Below are 15,944 nucleotides of genomic sequence, written 5' to 3' on the forward strand. Positions count from 1 at the left end.
GAACCCTACTGTACCCCCTTGAGGGCCCGTTTGAAGAGCTCGGGGGCGAAGGCCTTGAGGGCCCTTAAAAACCCCGTGGCCCCCCGGGCCCGCCCCGGGATCACGTAGACCGGAACCCCCAGGCGCTCCGCCTCGAGGCGCACGGGCTCGGAGAAGTCGTGACCCACGTAGCTGGAAACGATCATGAGGCCATGGGCCTTCTCCAGGCGGTTCTGGATACGCCTTAGGGCCTCCTTGCCCACCCCGGCGGTATCCGCGTCAAACCAGTCCACCTTGAGGCCCCGGGCCTCGAGGAGGGGAACCAGCCGGCTCCTGAGCTGGGTGTGTCCGCCCACCACCAAAAGGTGCTCCCCGTGAAACTGGGGCAGGCCCTCCTGCAGGAGCTCCTCCTTGGTCTCGGGCAGGGCCTTGGGGCTTTCCCCCAAGGCCTCCAGGCCCCGACTCACCGCCTTAAGCTCCTCCAGGTAAAGGGAAAGGCTCTCGTCGTGGGGCCTCAGGAAGAGGAGGTTTCTTAAGACCTCCCGGGAAAGGTCCAGGTCCTTTTCCCGGTAGAGGGCTACCTCCAAGGCTTTCTGCCAGTGCTCCGCCGCCTTCCGCCAGTTGCCCTGGGCCTCGTGGTGCTCCGCCAGGTCAAAGAGCACCTCCAGAGCCTGGGGGTCAGCCTTCAGTTCCTCCAGCAGGAGCCTTTCCACCTCCTCCCCCCGCCCCTCGGCATACAGGGCCGCCAGGTACTGCCCCCGCACCTCCGAGGCCTCGGGGCTTTCCCGGAAACCACGGGAAAGCCGGTAGGCCAAGGCCAGAAGCTCCAGGGGGGGCTTGGGCGTGCGGCCCAGGGCCTGGTAGAGAAGGCTAAAGGCAGCCCAGGGACCCTCCAGCCTCTCCAGAAGGGCAAGGAGCCCCATGAGGTCCTCTTCGGCCACCTCGGAAAGCCCGGCATCCCGGGCCCGGGAGAGAAGCTCCCTGGCCAAGACCTCCTCTCCCCCCTTCAGGGCCTCCTGGGCCAGCTGGAAAAGGTAGGGGGCAGGGTAGGCCCTCAAGGCGTGGGCCCGCTTGTGGTCCCCCAGGATCTCCTTAAGGGGCCGCCTGAGGGCCCTCTTCACCTGGGCCAGGTGGTGGTAGGCCAGGCCCGCCACCTCCCCTATTCCCCGCTCGGCCGCGCGCTCCAAAAGGCGCAGGGCCTCCAGGTGGCGCCCCTCCCGTTCCCGGAGCATCCCAAGGAGCAGCAAGGCCTCGGGGATCTCCGCCCGGGCCAGAGCCTCGGTGAGGTAGGGCTCCACCGGCTTTAAATCCTCTAGAGGCCGCACCTCCAAAGGGGAGCGCACCCTTAGGGCCACCAAGGCGAGCCCCAAGAAGCCCTCGGCCTCGTCCAGGTCCGCAAGCCTCCTGGCATACCGCTCCGCCCGGGCAAAAAGCCCCTGGATCAGGGCGGCCTTTAAGCCAAGCCGGAACATCTCCCGGGTCAGGAGGGTTGGGGAAAGATCCTCCACAAACTCCGCCCGGCGGCTTACCTCCGCCCACTCCCCCTCCCGGGCAAAGCGGCGCATGCGCTCGGTGATCCGCTCCAGGGCCTCCCGCACGTACCCTTCCGCTTCGGGCAGGCCCGACTCCACAAACTGCCTGAGGGCGTCCGCATACCGCCCCAGGCTCAGGTAGACCCGGCCCAAATAGAGCCGGTAGCGCCCGCCCCTTCCCGCCAGGGCCTCGAGGCGGGGCCTGGCCCGCTCGTACTCCCCGAGCTCCACCAGCACCATGGCCCTTAGGTCCTCCGCCTCCTCGGAAAGGGCCCGCCTTAAGACCTCCTCCGCCTCGGCATAGCGGGAAAGGGCGAAAAGGGCCCGCCCCCTGAGGCATGCGGCCTCCCCTTCCACCCCCTCGGGCAGATGGGCCAGCACCTCTGCATACCGCCCCGCGGCCAGAAGCTCCCGCACCTCGGAAAGACCCTCCTGAACCAGAACGGGAACCTGCAGGGGCGCCTTTTCGAGGTCCAAGGAAGCCTCCTCGTCCACTGCCTGGGACCAGGCCTCCTCCTTAACCTCCAGCGCCTCGGGCCTTCTCGCCAGCACCAAAAAGTACTCTCCCTCCCCAACCCGCTCCACCGGGTCAAATCCCAGGTGCTTTAGCCCTTCCTCCACCCCTTCCGGGCTCTTGCCCAAAAAGGGCCCGTGGCCGTAAACCAAAAGCCCACCGGGCTTCAAAAGCCGGGCAAAAAGGGGAAGGCGGTCAAAGAAACCGAAGCGTTTCCAAAAAGAGGGGGCCTCGAGGCGGCTTTCCAGCTCCTGGTCCACAAAGCCCTCGGGGAAGACGGAAAGGAGAAGCAGGGTGTCAAAGGGAGGAAGCTCCGCCTCCTCCGCCCAGGCTACATGCCAGGTCACCTCAGGCACCCGCTTTTTCCCAAGCTCCACGGCCTCCGCCACCCCGTCCAGGGCATGGAAGGAAAGCTCGGGCCGCTTCCTTTGCAAATAACCCACCAAGGCCCCGGTGAAGGCCCCCACCTCCAAAACCTGCCCCTCCAAGCGGGAAGGCACCTCCCGGGCGTAAAACTCCAAAAAGGGCAGGTGCATGCCGTAGACCAGGGCCTCCCCCTTGGGCACCTTGAGGATCTCCTGGTAGAAACTTCGCACCGCCTCCTTGCCGCCCCCCGACAGATAGGCCCGCCAGGCCTTGAGAACGGGCTCCCGCTTGGCAGGGCTTCCCACCCGCTTGGCCAGCTCCGCTTCAAAGCGCCCGGGAGACACCGGCCCCAGAACGCCAAAACGCTCCTTCAGGTAAAGCCTCAGGTCATCGGGCATTTGCTGGGAGTTTACCAAAGGGAAAAGGGGTGGGTCCAGACGTCCAAGCCTCCCGGGAAAAAGCACCCCGTTGCGGCCTGGGCCGCAACGGGGACCCCCAAAGGTACCAGCTCCTAGACAGTCACTTCCGCGGTGAAGAGGTCGGCGTAGCGCCGCTTGGCCCGCATGGGAGCCCGGTGATACACGTAGGAGGCCAGGAGGGGGAAGGCCAAGGTGGCCTCGGCGAAGACCATCTGGGAAAGGGCCGCGTCCACCTTGCCCCAGCTTTGGGCCTCGGAGAGGGTGGAGCCGGAAAGCCCCCCATCCCGCTCATCGGCCACGGTGATCTGGATGGCGTACTTGTGCATCTCCACCGGGTGGCCCAGCACCTCCGCGGCCACCACGATGTCCTGGGCGAAGTTCTTGGGTACCCCACCCCCCAGCATCACCAGGCCCGTGGTACCGGCTTTGAGCTTGATCTCGGTGAGCTCGCGGAAGTCGGCCACAGAGTCTATGGTCATGTGGGCCTTGGGGTTTTTCACCTGGTGGTAGACCAGGCCGAAGCCCGCGGAGGAGTCGGAGAAGGCAGGCACGAAGATGGGCACCCCCTCCTCGTAAGCAGCCCGGACGATGCTCTTCTCCCCCAGGCCCCTTTCCGTCAGGTAGCGGCCCATGTGCCAGATGAACTCCCGGCTGGAGTAGGGCCTAGGCTCCAGGGAATTGGCGATCTCGGCGATGGTGTAGTCCGTGTGGCGGAGCTCCTCCTCGTCGATGTAGGTGTCGTAGATGCGGTCGATCCAAAGCCGCCTAAGGGTTTCATCGTCAGCCTTGGGGTCTCCCTGGTAATGGCGGTGGCCCAGGGCTTCGAAGAAATCCTGGTCCACGATGTTGGCCCCGGTGGCCACGATGGCGTCCACCAGGCCCTTGCGTATCAGGTCGTGGATGATGAGGCCCTGCCCAGCGGAAACCAGGCTCCCGGCCAGGGTGAGGATGACGGCGGCATCGTCCTCCAGCATCCGGAGGTAGATCTCCGCCGCCCGGTGGAGGTTCCTGGCCTGGAAGGCGGTTTTGCCCATGGCCTCGAGGATGGGCCCAGCGTCAAAGGCCTCGATATCGATGGGGACCACGGGCGTAGAGAGGAGTTCCTTCTTCTCCATCCTTCTCCTTTCTACGCGGGGTGGGCGTTGGGCGGCTCCCCCCCTTTCGCGCCCCCTGCCTTTTGGGGCAGGATCTTTAGTATACCACCCCCGGCGATGGGGGGGTAGACTTCCAAAGGACCTTCCACGGGGTCGTCCAAACCCACCACCTTCTCCCCCACCGCCAGGAGCCAGACCTCCTGCAAAGGGATGCCCAGCTTTTCCAACGCCTCCCTGGGCGTCTTGGCCTCCACCCAAAGGCGCTCCCCGAAGCGCCGGAGGTCGCCGTGCAGGATCACTTCCACCCTTTACCTCCCTTCCGGGACCCCCCTGGCGAGGCCGGGGTAGGGGGGTATCAGTACCCCTCCCGCACCACGTTCAAGAGCGGCTCCCCCCGGAGGTACCGCCCCACCTGCTCCGCCAAAAACCGGGCCGCCCGGCGGTGGAAACCCTGGGAAAGCCCAGCCACATGCGGGGTGATGAGGACCCCGGGGGCCTGCCAAAGGGGGTGGTCTTGGGGCAGGGGCTCGGGGTCGGTGACATCCAAAGCCGCCCGAATCCTTCTCCCCCGAAGCGCCTCGAGGAGGGCTTCCGCCTCCACCACCGGCCCCCGGCCAGCGTTCACCAAGAGGGCCCCCGGCTTCATCCGGGCGAGGAAATCCCGGTCCACCATTCCCCGGGTCTCGGGGGTAAGGGGGAGGAGGACCACCACCGCATCCACCTGGGGCAGGAGATAGGGAAGGTCCTGGGGGGTGTAGACCCCAGGGCGGGCGCGCCGGGCCACGGGAAGCACCTCCACCCCAAAGGCCCTAAGCCTCTCCTCCACCGCACGCCCAATGGATCCATACCCAAGAAGCAAGACCCGCTTCCCCTCCAGGTCCGGAAGCACCCTGGGAGCCCAGCGCCCTTCCCCTTGGGCCTGCAAAAAGGCAGGCAGGTCCTTAAGAAGGGCCAGAAGGCTCATCACCACCCACTCGGCCACGGGAGCGTCGTGGATGCCCGATCCGTCGCAAAGCACCACCCCCTGCGGCACCAAGGGCAGGATCCAGTCCACCCCGGCGGAAAGGGTCTGGACCACCCGCACCTCCACCTGGGCCAAAACCTGCCGCACCACCTCCTCCTGCCCGAAGGGGGGAAGAAAGAAGTCGGCCCGCTCGGGCCAAGGCTCGTCCAGGTAACGCACCTCCACCCCCCCAGGCAGAAGGGCGAAGACCTCTTCCCTAAACCTCGGGGCCAAGATCCTCACAGCGCACCTCCATGTACACGTCCTCCCTGCCTCTGGGCCCGGGCCCCAACCCCACCTCCCGAAACCCCGCCTTTTGGAAGGCCCGCCGGGCCCTTTGGTTGTGGGCAAAGGTCCGGAGCTTCACCCGTTTTAGGCCTAAGGGCCCAAAGGCATAGGCCAAGGCCGCCCGCACCGCCTCCGTGCCGTAGCCCTGGCCCCAGCGGTCCTTCCGCCCGATGAGGATGCCCAAGGTGGCTTCCTCGGGGGTGAGGTCGTAGAGCTCCAGCGTGCCCAAGTACTCCCCTCCCTCGTCCAGGAGGGCGAAGGCCAGGCGGTCCTTGCGGCGCATCTCCGCCAGCACAAAGCGCTTGAAAAGCCAGAAGGGGGAGCGCAAGGGGCTTGACCCATTCCACTCCGCCACCTCGGGGTCGCGGAAGGTCGCGTAAAGCCCCTTCCACTCCTCCTCGGTGAGCCCCGCGCTAAAGGGCTTCAGGGTAACACGGCCATAGCGGGGCCAGTCCACACGAATAGCCTAACGGAGGCCAAGTGCCCATGCGCGAAGGCTGCCCTATCGGCAAGGGCGAATGCGGCTTGCCCTTGACCCTTTGGGGGTCCCCCCCGTGGCGCAAGCCACGACGGGGTGCTTAGGGGTAAAGCCCCCTGAGGGCCCTGGCCTCGAGGACCCGGGTGGCGGCCACCACATAGGCCGCCGTGCGCAAGGGAATCTTCTTCTCCTGGCTCACCTGCCACACCGCCTCAAAGGCATTCCTAAGGACCCGCTCCAAACGAGCGTTGATCTCCTCCTCTGTCCAGAAATAGGAATTGAAGTCCTGCACCCACTCAAAGTAGCTCACCGTGACGCCCCCGGCGTTGGCGATGACATCGGGCACCACCAGGACCCCCTTCTCCTGGAGGATGTCGTCTGCGGCCGGGGTGGTGGGGCCGTTGGCCCCCTCGGCGATGATCTTGGCCTGGATGCGCCAGGCGTTCTGCTCGGTGATCTGCTTCTCCAAAGCCGCAGGGATGAGAAACTCCGTGGGCACCGCCCAGAACTCGGGGTTGGGCAGGGGCTCCGCCTTGGGGTAGCCCCGCACCCCCCCGAACTCCGCCACGTGCTTGAGAAGGTCGTAGGGGTCTATCCCCGCCTCGTTGTAGATGGTGCCCGTGTGGTCCTGGATGGCGATGATCCGGGCCCCATGGTCGTGGAAGATGCGGGCAGCAGCGTTCCCCACGTTGCCGAAGCCCTGGAGGATGACCCGGCTTCCTTCTATGGGAAGGCCTATCTTCTCCGCCGCCGCCCTTGCCGTGACGAAAACCCCCCGCCCCGTGGCGTCCCGCCGCCCCAGGGACCCCCCGAGGGCGATGGGCTTCCCCGTCACCACCCCCGGCACCGTACGGCCCACGTTCATGGAGAAGGTGTCCATCATCCAGGCCATCTCCCTCTCCCCGGTGTTCACATCGGGAGCAGGAATGTCCCGATCCGGGCCCAAAAGGATCCCGATCTCCGAGGTGTAGCGGCGGGTCAGGCGCTCAAGCTCCCCCGGGGAAAGCTTCTTGGGGTCCACCCGGATGCCCCCCTTGCCACCCCCATAGGGCAGGCCCACGGCGGCATTCTTAATGGTCATCCAGGCGGCCAAGGCCATCACCTCGGAAAGGGTCACCTCGGGGTGGTAGCGCACTCCACCCTTGGCCGGCCCCCGGGCGGTGTTGTGGTGGACCCGGTACCCCTCAAAATACGCCACGGTGCCGTCGTCTAGATGGATGGGCACATCCACGATCAGGACTCGCTTAGGGCGCTTGAGGCTTTCCGCCAAAGGGGCATACCGCCCCAGGTAGGGGACCACCCGGTCCACCTGCTCCACGAAGATCTCCCAAGGACCGCCGTCCTTGCCCAGGTAGGAAAGGGGTTCGCTCTTCATAGACACTCCTCTTAGGGGTAGACGCCTCTTAGCCGCGTGGCCTCGTTCACCCGTTCCAAGGCCAGGGCCATGGCCCCGGTGCGCAGGTCGGTGGAAAGGAACTCGGCCCGATCGCACACCTCGGCCACCGCCTTGGCCACGCTCTTTGCGAAGCTTTGCCGCACTTCCTCCTCGCTCCAGAAGAACATGTTAAGGTCCTGCACCCATTCCAGATAGCTCGCCAGAAGCCCCCCACCCCCCGTGAGGAGGTCCGGCACCACCAGGACTCCCTTGCCCAGGAGATAGGCCTCCCCCTCGGGGGTCAGGCCGAAGTTGGCAGCCTCCAGCACCACCTGGGCTCGCACCGCCTTGGCGGTGTCCCCGTTCAAGGCTCCCTCGAGGGCCGCCAGGACCAGGTAGTCCACATCCAAGGCGAAAAGCTCCTCCGGGGCAAGGTCGTAGCGGGGAAGCTCTCCCGTGGCCTCGTAGTGGCGTAGGACCTCGGCCACCTCGAGGCCCTCCTCCTGGTACATGGCCCCCCGGGCCATGGATACCGCCACCACCTTCAAGCCCATCCCTTCGGCATGCAAGGCGAAACTGCCCCCCACCTGGCCGAAGCCCTGCACCGCCACCCTGGCCCCTTCCAGGGAAAGCCCCCGGCGCCGGGCAAGCTCCTTGAGCACCAGGGCCACCCCAAGCCCAGCGGCATCGTCCCGGCCCTCGCTTCCCCCAAGGGCATGGGGTTTGCCCGTCACCACCCCCGGCACCGTGGAGCCTACGGTCATGGAGTAGGTGTCCATGATCCAGGCCATCACCTGCTGGTCGGTTCCCAGGTCGGGGCCCAGGATGTCGATGTCCGGGCCAATCAGGTTGACCAGCTCAGCGGTGTAACGGCGCACCAGCCGTTCAAGCTCCCTGCGGGAAAGGAGCCTGGGGTCGGCGGCAATCCCCCCCGCCGCCCCGCCAAAGGGCAGGTCGTAAACCGCGGCCTTCAAGGTCATCCAGGCGGCCAGGCCCGCCGTCTGGCCCAGGGTTACCTTGGGATGAATCCTCACCCCCCCCTTGGCGGGCCCCCGGGCGATATCGTGCACCACCCGATAACCCTGGAAAACCCGCACCTTCCCGTCATCCATGACCACGGGCAGGGAAACCGTGACCAGGCGCTTGGGGTGGGTCAGGTACTCCACCGTGGTGGGGTGGATCGCCGCCACCCTTAGGGTCTTTTCCAATCGCTCCAGGAAGGCCTCCCAGAGGCCTGGGTCCTCCGGGGACTTGTATGCGGGAATAGCCATAGCCTCACCGGAGGGGATTATACCCCGCTCGGGGAAGGACGGCTGCCCCGCCCGGCTCCAGGTTCCAAGAAGTCAGGAAAGGCGCTCGGCTTCCTTTAAGGCCAGGGCCTCGAGGGCCTCCTTGTAGGGGGAGGGAGGAAGGGGCTTAAGGGCCGCCGCGGCTAGAAGCGCCCTCTCCCGGATCCGCCTTTCCACCTCCTCCGCCACCCCGCTTTCCCAAGCCAGCATGCGCAGGCGGTCCAGATCCCCCTCTTCCCGTCCCTTCCGCCTTAGAATCTCCCGCACCTCGGGAAAGCGCTCCATGAGGAGAAGGGTGATCAACGTGGCCTTTCCCTCCCGCACATCCCCCCCCACCGGTTTGCCCAAGGCCTCGGGGGTGCCCATGAGGTCCAGGTAATCGTCCCGCATCTGGAAGGCCTGGCCATAGTAAAGGCCAAAGCGGGCCAAGGCCTCGCGCACCTCCCCATCCACCCCTTTGAGGAGGGCGGGGCCTTCCGTGCTGAGTTCCATTAGTACAGCCGTTTTGGCGGTGATGATGCGCTCGTAGATCGCCAGGGAGTAGTCCTCCAAAGCCGCCACCTGGAACTGCAAAACCTCTCCTTCGCTCAAGGTCTTGGCCACCTGAGCGAAGCGCTCCACCAGCTCCATCCTCCCGGTCTTGGCGATCACATGGAGGAGCCGGGAGAGCAGGAAATCCCCTGCCAACACGGAAACCGCATTCCCGTACCGACGGAAGGCGGTCTCCTTGCCCCGGCGGGTCTCCGCATCGTCGATGAGGTCATCGTGGAGAAGCGTGGCGGAGTGCAGAAGCTCCACCGCCAAGGCCAGCTCCATCTCGAAGGGAGCCCCCCCGATGGCCCTCGAGGCCAAAAAGACCAAGCGGGGGCGGATGCGCTTGCCCCCCGCGGTCACCAGGTCTTGGTGGATGAGGCGCACGAAGAGGACCTCGGACTGGACCAGCTCAGAAAGCGCCTCCTCAAAGCGGAGGAGGGGGGCCTCGAGGTCGGGCAGGACCGTCACGCCCTTCAGTATAGGCCTAGTAGAGTTCTATAGGCGTTGGCAGCCGGACAATCTTAGACTGTCCGTCGACCGTGGCGGTTTTGTACTGCACCACCTGCGCGGGCGGCAGCGGAACAGCCGACTGCTTCGCTACAGACCGAGTGTAAGGACCGCACGGGTCGGCGTTAGAAATCGGACAGACCCGTGAGATAAGAAAAGGCGACTCCACGGGATTACCGTCCGCATCCAAAAGCGTCACGTACCCTACCCCCGAACCCGGAAGAGCGTAAAGCACGATCTCATAGGTGTAGGTGTAGGTAGTATTCCCGTCTTGATCCGTTTCACTCCGGAAGGAAAAGTTCTCCCGAGAGACCAAAACCGTAGGGCCACCGAAGGCACCCCCGCCCTCAAAGAGGGTACTACACGCCGTAAGCCCTAGCACCAGCAGTCCAAGAGACAACCGAGCCAGAAACCCTTTCATCCCATCATCTCCTCGCGCCACTTGGGATTGAGTATAGCAAAACTGAGCCGGGTCAGGCCCGCCAGAAAGTCCACGCTCTCCACCGCCACCTCCTTGGGTACCTCCAGTACCGTTGGGGCGAAGTTGAGGATGCCCTTGATCCCCGCGGCCACCAAGCGATCGGCTGCCTCCTGCGCCGCCTCCCGGGGCACGGTGAGGAGGGCGATCTCTATGCGGCCGGGCACCCTTTGGGCAAGCAGGTCCATGGGCTCCACCACCCCATTCCTCACCCGGCGGCCGATCTTCTCGGGATCCACGTCAAAGAATCCCCGTAGCTCAAAGCTTTCTCCAAACCCGGGGTAGTCGGCCAAAGCGCTACCCAGACGTCCCATGCCCACGATGCACAGGCCCCACTTTCGGTTCAGGCCCAGGATGTGGCGGAGTTCCCGCTTGAGCACGGGCACCGTGTAGCCCACCCCCCGGGTGCCATAGGAACCGAAGTAGGAAAGGTCCTTCCGCACCTGGAACGGCGTGACCTGAGCCTCCTCCGCCAGTTGCTCGGAGCTGGTGCGGTGAATGCCCTTGGCCTCCAGCTCCTCCAGGATACGCAGATACGTGACCAAACGGCTGATGGCTGCACTGGGAACCTTCATCGCACCTCCAAGGCCTCGAGGCCCAAGGCCTGCAATTTGGCCTTTACGTTCCCCATTTCCCCTTCCGCCACCGGACCTACCCGGACCCGGTAGACCCCATCCTTCACCATAACCACCGACAGGCCCATTTCCCTAAGCTTGGCGGCTAAGGCCAAGGCGTTTTCCTCCTTCTGGAAAGCCCCCACCTGGAGGTAAAGGCTGCCCGAGGCCGGCGGGGCGGCCCCCTGGCCGCGGTACACCTGAGCCCCGTAGGCGGCCAAGGCCTCGGCCACCCGTTTGGCCTCGGCCTCGGAGGCGTAAGGACCCACCACCACCCGGGTCAGGTTGCCCGAAGGCTCCAGGCGAGCCGGGTACCCCTTCTGGGCCAGCTCCTGGCGAAGCCTGAACGCGTTTTCCGGATTGGCAAAGGCCCCCACCGCCACCCGGTAGGTTCCACCCGGTGCAGGCGTCGAAGGAGCAGGCGCGCTTGGAGGGGATCCTCCAGACAAGGCAGGGGTTTTTTCCTGGGGCACGGGCTTGGACTCCGCTGGAGCCTGGGGCAGGGGAAGCACGGTGACCACGGGTTCAGGGGCCGGTTTGGCCTCAGGGGAGGGCACCTGGGGGGCAGACTCCACCTTGGGAGGCTGGACCGGGGAAGAAAGGGGCGAGGAGGTGACCGAAGGCCTGGGCATGGGCGAGGCACTCTCCCTTGGCCGGGCAAAGGGATTGATGCCGGTTAGGTAAAGGACAATGCCCGCCGCCACCACGGCGATGAGGAGAAAAATGAGGAAGTCCAGCCAGTTTTCCCGTAACCAGCGCATGCTACCTCCGAAGCAGGGCCCGCGCCTCCCTCGAGCCTAGGGCCGCCGCCTGGCTCAAGGCCCGCTCGGCTTCCGCATCCCGGCCCAGGCCCTTTAAGGCCAGGCCCAGGTTGTACCAAGCCGCCGCCTGCCTGGGGGCTTTTCCCAGCACCTCTCTGAGGACCAGCTCCGCCTCCCCGAAACGCCCCAGGGCCACCAAGGCTGCCGCCAGGTTCACCCCCACCCCTGGATCGCGGTCGGACTCATAGAGGGGGCGCAGGAGGGCCAAGGCCTCCTCGAGGCGACCCATCTCCAGCAACAACGTGCCCCTAAGGGCCTGGGCCTCCGGGGAGGTAAGCCCCTCGAGGAGCTTCAAAGCCTCCTCCCTCCGGCCCAAGGCGTAGGCGGCCTGGGCCTTGAGGAAACCCCCCGGAGGACCCGCTTCCTCCGCATACCGGTAGGCGTTCTTATAGTCCTTAAGCCGCAGGTAGGCCGCCGCCATGGCCAAGGCCACCTGGGGCTCGGGGCTGGTCCGGTAGGCGGAAAGCAGGTAGTCCAGGGCCCCCTTGGCATCCCCCGCCTCGAGGCGGGCCTGCCCCAGGAGGTAGGCGGCCTCCCAAAGGGAAGGATCCAAAGCATAAGCCTCCTTAAGCAGGGGCTCCGGGCGGGAGGAAAGAAGGGCCTTGCGCAGAAGGAGTCTCGCCCTGGCCTTCCCCTCCACCGCCTTAAGACCCCGGTCCAGCTCCCTCAGGGCCCTTTCCCTCAAGCCCTCCTCTGCCAGGATGCGGGCCAGCAGGTCCCAGCCCTCGGCCGACCTGGGCTCCCGATTGAGAAGGCCATAGAGCACCGGCACCGCTTCGGCCCGGGCCCCTGCGGCGTAAAGGGCCTGGGCCAGGGCCAGGTGGTAAGCGGGGCTCCGCTCCGGGCTAAGCCCTTTGCGCAAAACCTCCGCCGCCTCCTTGGCCTGGCCTGCCTCGGCGAGGGCACTGGCCCACCCCAGGTAGGCTTCCTCCGTGGGGGAAAGCTCCGCCGCCTTGGCAAAGGCCTCCGCCGCCTCCTTGGGCTTTCCCAGGCGCAGGTACACCTGGCCTAGGTTGTAATGGCCCTCGTAACGGTCGGGGAAAACCCGGACCATCTGGTCAAAGGCAAAGCGGGCCTCCTCGAGGCGGCCCAAGCGGAAGAGGCTCACCCCAAGGCCCAGATGGGCCTCGAAGCGGCCGTAGTCCTGGGCTAAAACCTCCTCATAAGCCAGGACGGCTTGGGCATACTCCCCGCCCTTGAACAGCGATTCCGCCCGTTCCAAGGAGGTCTGCGCCAAAGCCAGACCCAGCCCCAGGAGAAGGGTTAAGGCTTTGGGAAAAGGTCTCGTCATAAGGGCCTCCAAACCCGTCGTTGCCTTAAGCATAGCACAGCTCCAGGGGAAGGGTCTTTGTTATTCTAAGAGCGTGGGTCCTGCTTTGGGCAAGGCCCTGGACCTGGATGCCCCCCGGGTCTTGGTCCTCAACGCCGCCTACGAGGTCTTAGGGCTTGCCAGCATCAAGCGAAGCGTCCTCCTGGTGCTTTCCGGGGGAGCGGAGATGCTCTCGGAAAGCGGGCGCTACCTGCATACCCCCTCCACCCAGATCCCGGTCCCCAGCATCATCCGCTTGAAGCGCCTGGTGCGGCGGGGGCCAAGCCGCATCCCCCTAAACCGCCGCAACATCCTGAGGCGGGACCGCTACACCTGCCAGTACTGCGGCCGCCAGGGAGGGGAGCTCACCGTGGACCACGTGCTTCCTAAAAGCCGGGGGGGGAGGAGCACCTGGGAAAACCTGGTGGCCGCCTGCCGCTCCTGCAACCTGAAGAAGGGGGACCGCACCCCCGAGGAGGCGGGGATGCGCCTGCTCAAGCCTCCCCGGGCGCCCAAGGCGCCCCTTTTTCTTTCCGATCTAAAGGAAGTTCCCGAGGACTGGCAGCCCTACCTCCAGGCCTGGTTGTCCTAACCCCTAGCGCCGCACCGTGAGGACCACCGCCAAAAGCACTAAGCCCGCCCCCAGATAGGCCCAGAGGGAAAGCACCTCCCTAAAGAGGAGGAAGGCGAACAGGTTGGCCACCACGGGCTCGAGGGTGGCCACCACGCTGGCCCGGGTGGCTGGAAGGCGCTTCAACCCTGCATAGTAGGCCAGATAGGCCCCGTATGTGGAAAATACCCCCAAAAAGAGCAAGGCTTCCATGGCCCTTGGGCTCAAAGGCGCAAACTCCACCCAGGGCAAAAGCCCCAAGGCCCCCACGGGCAGGGCGTAGAGGAAGAGGGTGGGGGTGGCGTAGCGGGGAAGGTAGAGCTTGCCGAAGATGTAGTAAAGCGCATAGGTGAAGCCGGAAAGGAGCCCAAAGAAAAGGGCGAGGGATAGGACCCGCACCCCGCTTCCCCCTCCCACGCCCATAAGCCCCACCCCCAGCAGGGTCAGGGCCACCGCCAAAAGGCCGGTGCGGTCCAGAGGCTCCTTTAGGACCGCCAGGGAAAGGAGGGCCACCCAGGCTGGGGCCGTGTACAGGAGGACGGAGGCCAAGGCCGCCCCCCCGTAGACCACCGCCAGCTGATAGGAACCGTAGAAGAGGGAAACCCCCACCAGGCCGAAAAGAAGGAGGGGCAGGGCATCCCGCCTTTCCACCCGGACCTGGCGCAGGAGCAGGGCGTGCAGGCCGAAGAAGACCCAGGCGATGCCTGCCCGGAAAAAGGCCACGGCCAGGGGGGTAAGCCCCTCCTGAAAGGCCAGGCGGCTTACGGGGCCGATGAGACCCCAAAGGAAGGCGGCCAGGAGCAGGTACAGGTATCCCATGGGGAAGAGTGTATAATCCCCCCAGTGCCCTATGGAGGCCGACCTATGAGCGCGCGTACCCTTTTTGCCCTCCTTGTCCTCCTTCTTTTGGTCCTCTTCTCCTGGCTCAACTGGGGGGAGATCACCAAGCCCACCTCCCTATCCCTGGGCCTCACCCGGGTGGAGGCCCCCTTGGGCCTGGTTCTGGTGGTGGCCCTGGGGGCGGTTTCCCTCCTCTACCTCATCTTCACCATCGGCCTGGAGGCCGCCGCCCTTTTGGAGGTGCGGCGCTACGCCCGGGAGCTTCTCCACTACAAGAAGCTGGCCGAGGAGGCGGAGCAGAGCCGATACACCGAGCTTAGAGGCTACTTGGAGGCGGAGTTCAAGCGCCTAGCGGAGGCGGAGAAGGAGGAGATCCGGGCCCTCGAGGCCCGCCTGGCGGAAACCCTGGAAAAGCACGGGAACACCCTGGCCGCCTATATCGGCGAGCTGGAAGATCAGCTCCTAAGGCTCCTTCAGGGGCGGGGAGGAGAGAACGCGTAAGCGCCGGCACCCTATCCCGGGGCCCGACGCTCACGGGCATCCTTCCCTTTTTCGGCGCCCCTACTCCACCAGCTCCACCAGGGCCAAGGGCGCCCCATCCCCCCGCCGGCGTTCCGCCAGCTTGAGCACCCGGGTGTACCCTCCGGCCCGGTTCTGGTACTTGGGGGCGATCTCATCGAAGAGCTTCCGCACCAGCTTCACGTCCTGCAGGTCCCTCAGCACCAGGCGGCGGGCGTGCAGGTCCCCCCGCTTGGCCAGGTGGATGAGGTGGTCCACGAAGCCGGTGAGTTCCTTGGCCTTGGGCACGGTGGTGGTGATGCGGCCGTAGGTGAGAAGGCTTTTGGCCTGGTTGCGGTAAAGGGCCAGGCGGTGGGAAGAGTGACGGTTCAGCTTTCTTCCAGACTTCAGGTGGCGCATGGTCTTACTCCTTTAGGGCGAATCCCTTTTTGGCCAAAGCCTCGCGGATCTCCTCGAGGCTCCTTTCCCCGATGCCGGGGATGTTCTTCAGGTCCTTGAGGTTCAAGGCCAAAAGCGCCCGCACCGACTCGATCCCCTCCTCCTTGAGGCTGTGGAGAACGCGGGTGGAAAGGCCAAGCTCCTCCAGGGGGAGGTCCAGGTCCTCCTCTCCTTCCGCGCGCTCCACGGAAGCCGGTTCCGGGGCAGGGAGGGCGGTGGCCTGCGGGTTGGCGAAATAGGAAAGGTGCTCCTTGAGGATCTCTACCGCCTGGTTCAAGGCCTCCAAGGGGGTGACGGAGCCATCCGTCCAGATCCGCAGGGTCAGCTTGTCCAGGTCGGTGCGCTGCCCAAGCCGGGTATCCTCCACCTGGAAGGCCACCCGGCGCACGGGGGAGAAGATGGCGTCCACGGGGATGGAGTTGATGCGGTCCTTGATGCCATGGCGCTCGGCGGGCACGTACCCCACGCCCCGGTCCACCCGCACCTCCATGTAAAGCTTGCCTCCCTTGTCTAAGGTGGCGATGGTGAGGTCCGGGTTCAGGATCTCCGCATCGGGGGGCACCACGAAATCCCCCGCCTTGACCACCTTGGGGCCTTCCGCCTTCAGGACCAGGGTGGTGGTCTGCATCTTGGGGTCCAGGAAGCGCACCACCAGCTCCTTGAGGTTCAGGATGATCTCCACCACGTCCTCCTTGACCCCAGGAATGGTGGAGAACTCGTGGAGGACATCCTCAATGTAGACGCTGGTAACCGCGGTCCCGGGAATGGAGGAAAGGAGAATCCGCCTCAAGGGGTTGCCCAGGGTGACACCGAACCCCCGCTCCAGGGGCTCCAGGACAAACTCCCCGTACTCCCGCCCCTGGGTGCGCACCGTGAAGACCGGGGCTTTCAGCTTGCTCTCTAACATAGACCTCCTTGCCGGCAACACATGGGCCCG

Annotated in this window: 15 protein-coding genes and 1 pseudogene; 2 read left to right on the forward strand and 14 right to left on the reverse strand. The window is 65.6% G+C overall.

From position 1 onward, the window contains the following. Positions 1-5: 5 nt before the first annotated feature. The 11 genes and pseudogenes from C2847_RS09375 to C2847_RS09430 all read right to left on the reverse strand — a co-directional run bounded on the left by C2847_RS09375 (position 6) and on the right by C2847_RS09430 (position 12,582). The gene (locus C2847_RS09375; protein ID WP_105318136.1) at positions 6-2,789 is read right to left on the reverse strand and encodes a tetratricopeptide repeat protein; all 2,784 of its coding nucleotides are present in this window, start codon (positions 2,787-2,789) and stop codon (positions 6-8) included. Positions 2,790-2,902: 113 nt separating this feature from the next. Then, complete coding sequence (locus C2847_RS09380; protein ID WP_105318109.1) at positions 2,903-3,925, reverse strand: 1,9-bis(guanidino)-5-aza-nonane synthase; 1,023 nt, start codon at positions 3,923-3,925, stop codon at positions 2,903-2,905. Positions 3,926-3,990: 65 nt separating this feature from the next. After that, a pseudogene (locus C2847_RS09385) lies at positions 3,991-4,209 on the reverse strand (hypothetical protein); the annotation flags it as partial. 50 nt (positions 4,210-4,259) lie between these two features. Continuing rightward, positions 4,260-5,150: a 2-hydroxyacid dehydrogenase gene (locus C2847_RS09390; protein ID WP_105318111.1), complete on the reverse strand. Its 891-nt coding sequence runs from the start codon at positions 5,148-5,150 to the stop codon at positions 4,260-4,262. Next, complete coding sequence (locus C2847_RS09395; RefSeq protein ID WP_105318112.1) at positions 5,125-5,652, reverse strand: GNAT family N-acetyltransferase; 528 nt, start codon at positions 5,650-5,652, stop codon at positions 5,125-5,127. Before C2847_RS09395 ends, C2847_RS09390 begins: the two co-directional genes overlap by 26 nt. A gap of 121 nt (positions 5,653-5,773) precedes the next feature. After that, positions 5,774-7,048 carry a Glu/Leu/Phe/Val family dehydrogenase gene (locus tag C2847_RS09400; protein ID WP_105318113.1) on the reverse strand — a complete coding sequence of 425 codons (1,275 nt, stop codon included), beginning with the start codon at positions 7,046-7,048 and terminating at the stop codon, positions 5,774-5,776. 11 nt (positions 7,049-7,059) lie between these two features. Next, positions 7,060-8,319, reverse strand: a complete 1,260-nt coding sequence (locus C2847_RS09405; protein ID WP_105318114.1) for a Glu/Leu/Phe/Val family dehydrogenase — start codon at positions 8,317-8,319, stop codon at positions 7,060-7,062. Positions 8,320-8,391: 72 nt separating this feature from the next. After that, positions 8,392-9,330, reverse strand: coding sequence for a polyprenyl synthetase family protein (locus tag C2847_RS09410; RefSeq protein ID WP_105318137.1), 939 nt, complete (start codon positions 9,328-9,330; stop codon positions 8,392-8,394). Between the two features lie 465 nt (positions 9,331-9,795). Next, positions 9,796-10,431: a redox-sensing transcriptional repressor Rex gene (locus C2847_RS09420; RefSeq protein WP_105318115.1), complete on the reverse strand. Its 636-nt coding sequence runs from the start codon at positions 10,429-10,431 to the stop codon at positions 9,796-9,798. Next, positions 10,428-11,231 carry an SPOR domain-containing protein gene (locus C2847_RS09425; RefSeq protein WP_105318116.1) on the reverse strand — a complete coding sequence of 268 codons (804 nt, stop codon included), beginning with the start codon at positions 11,229-11,231 and terminating at the stop codon, positions 10,428-10,430. The genes C2847_RS09420 and C2847_RS09425 overlap by 4 nt, the downstream gene beginning before the upstream one ends. 1 nt (position 11,232) lies before the next feature. After that, positions 11,233-12,582, reverse strand: coding sequence for a tetratricopeptide repeat protein (locus C2847_RS09430; RefSeq protein WP_164835693.1), 1,350 nt, complete (start codon positions 12,580-12,582; stop codon positions 11,233-11,235). A 97-nt stretch (positions 12,583-12,679) separates the two neighbouring features. On the opposite strand from C2847_RS09430, the gene C2847_RS09435 reads away from it, so the two are divergent. Beyond that, positions 12,680-13,192 (forward strand): HNH endonuclease, encoded by a 513-nt coding sequence (locus C2847_RS09435; RefSeq protein WP_105318139.1) that lies wholly within the window; start codon positions 12,680-12,682, stop codon positions 13,190-13,192. A 3-nt stretch (positions 13,193-13,195) separates the two neighbouring features. Here C2847_RS09435 and C2847_RS09440 read toward each other — a convergent pair whose 3' ends face one another. Continuing rightward, positions 13,196-14,029 carry a DMT family transporter gene (locus C2847_RS09440; RefSeq protein ID WP_105318118.1) on the reverse strand — a complete coding sequence of 278 codons (834 nt, stop codon included), beginning with the start codon at positions 14,027-14,029 and terminating at the stop codon, positions 13,196-13,198. A gap of 45 nt (positions 14,030-14,074) precedes the next feature. Here C2847_RS09440 and C2847_RS09445 point away from each other — a divergent pair, with 45 nt between their 5' ends. Further along, complete coding sequence (locus tag C2847_RS09445; RefSeq protein ID WP_105318119.1) at positions 14,075-14,551, forward strand: DNA cytosine methyltransferase; 477 nt, start codon at positions 14,075-14,077, stop codon at positions 14,549-14,551. A gap of 60 nt (positions 14,552-14,611) precedes the next feature. Here C2847_RS09445 and rplQ read toward each other — a convergent pair whose 3' ends face one another. Continuing rightward, positions 14,612-14,968, reverse strand: coding sequence for a 50S ribosomal protein L17 (gene rplQ / locus C2847_RS09450; RefSeq protein WP_105318120.1), 357 nt, complete (start codon positions 14,966-14,968; stop codon positions 14,612-14,614). 4 nt (positions 14,969-14,972) lie between these two features. Continuing rightward, positions 14,973-15,914 (reverse strand): DNA-directed RNA polymerase subunit alpha, encoded by a 942-nt coding sequence (locus tag C2847_RS09455; RefSeq protein ID WP_038070443.1) that lies wholly within the window; start codon positions 15,912-15,914, stop codon positions 14,973-14,975. Between the last annotated feature and the right edge of the window lie 30 nt (positions 15,915-15,944).

The sequence above is a fragment of the Thermus tenuipuniceus genome, assembly GCF_002964845.1.
GTDB lineage: Bacteria > Deinococcota > Deinococci > Deinococcales > Thermaceae > Thermus > Thermus tenuipuniceus.

Excerpts from the sequence above, each read along its gene's own strand:
- C2847_RS09375 (WP_105318136.1), bottom strand. The coding sequence starts at position 2,789 with ATGCCCGATGACCTGAGGCTTTACCTGAAGGAGCGTTTTGGCGTTCTG.
- C2847_RS09380 (WP_105318109.1), bottom strand. The coding sequence starts at position 3,925 with ATGGAGAAGAAGGAACTCCTCTCTACGCCCGTGGTCCCCATCGATATC.
- C2847_RS09400 (WP_105318113.1), bottom strand. The coding sequence starts at position 7,048 with ATGAAGAGCGAACCCCTTTCCTACCTGGGCAAGGACGGCGGTCCTTGG.
- C2847_RS09405 (WP_105318114.1), bottom strand. The coding sequence starts at position 8,319 with ATGGCTATTCCCGCATACAAGTCCCCGGAGGACCCAGGCCTCTGGGAG.
- C2847_RS09420 (WP_105318115.1), bottom strand. The coding sequence starts at position 10,431 with ATGAAGGTTCCCAGTGCAGCCATCAGCCGTTTGGTCACGTATCTGCGT.
- C2847_RS09425 (WP_105318116.1), bottom strand. The coding sequence starts at position 11,231 with ATGCGCTGGTTACGGGAAAACTGGCTGGACTTCCTCATTTTTCTCCTC.
- C2847_RS09430 (WP_164835693.1), bottom strand. The coding sequence starts at position 12,582 with ATGACGAGACCTTTTCCCAAAGCCTTAACCCTTCTCCTGGGGCTGGGT.
- C2847_RS09440 (WP_105318118.1), bottom strand. The coding sequence starts at position 14,029 with ATGGGATACCTGTACCTGCTCCTGGCCGCCTTCCTTTGGGGTCTCATC.
- C2847_RS09445 (WP_105318119.1), top strand. The coding sequence starts at position 14,075 with ATGAGCGCGCGTACCCTTTTTGCCCTCCTTGTCCTCCTTCTTTTGGTC.
- rplQ (WP_105318120.1), bottom strand. The coding sequence starts at position 14,968 with ATGCGCCACCTGAAGTCTGGAAGAAAGCTGAACCGTCACTCTTCCCAC.
- C2847_RS09455 (WP_038070443.1), bottom strand. The coding sequence starts at position 15,914 with ATGTTAGAGAGCAAGCTGAAAGCCCCGGTCTTCACGGTGCGCACCCAG.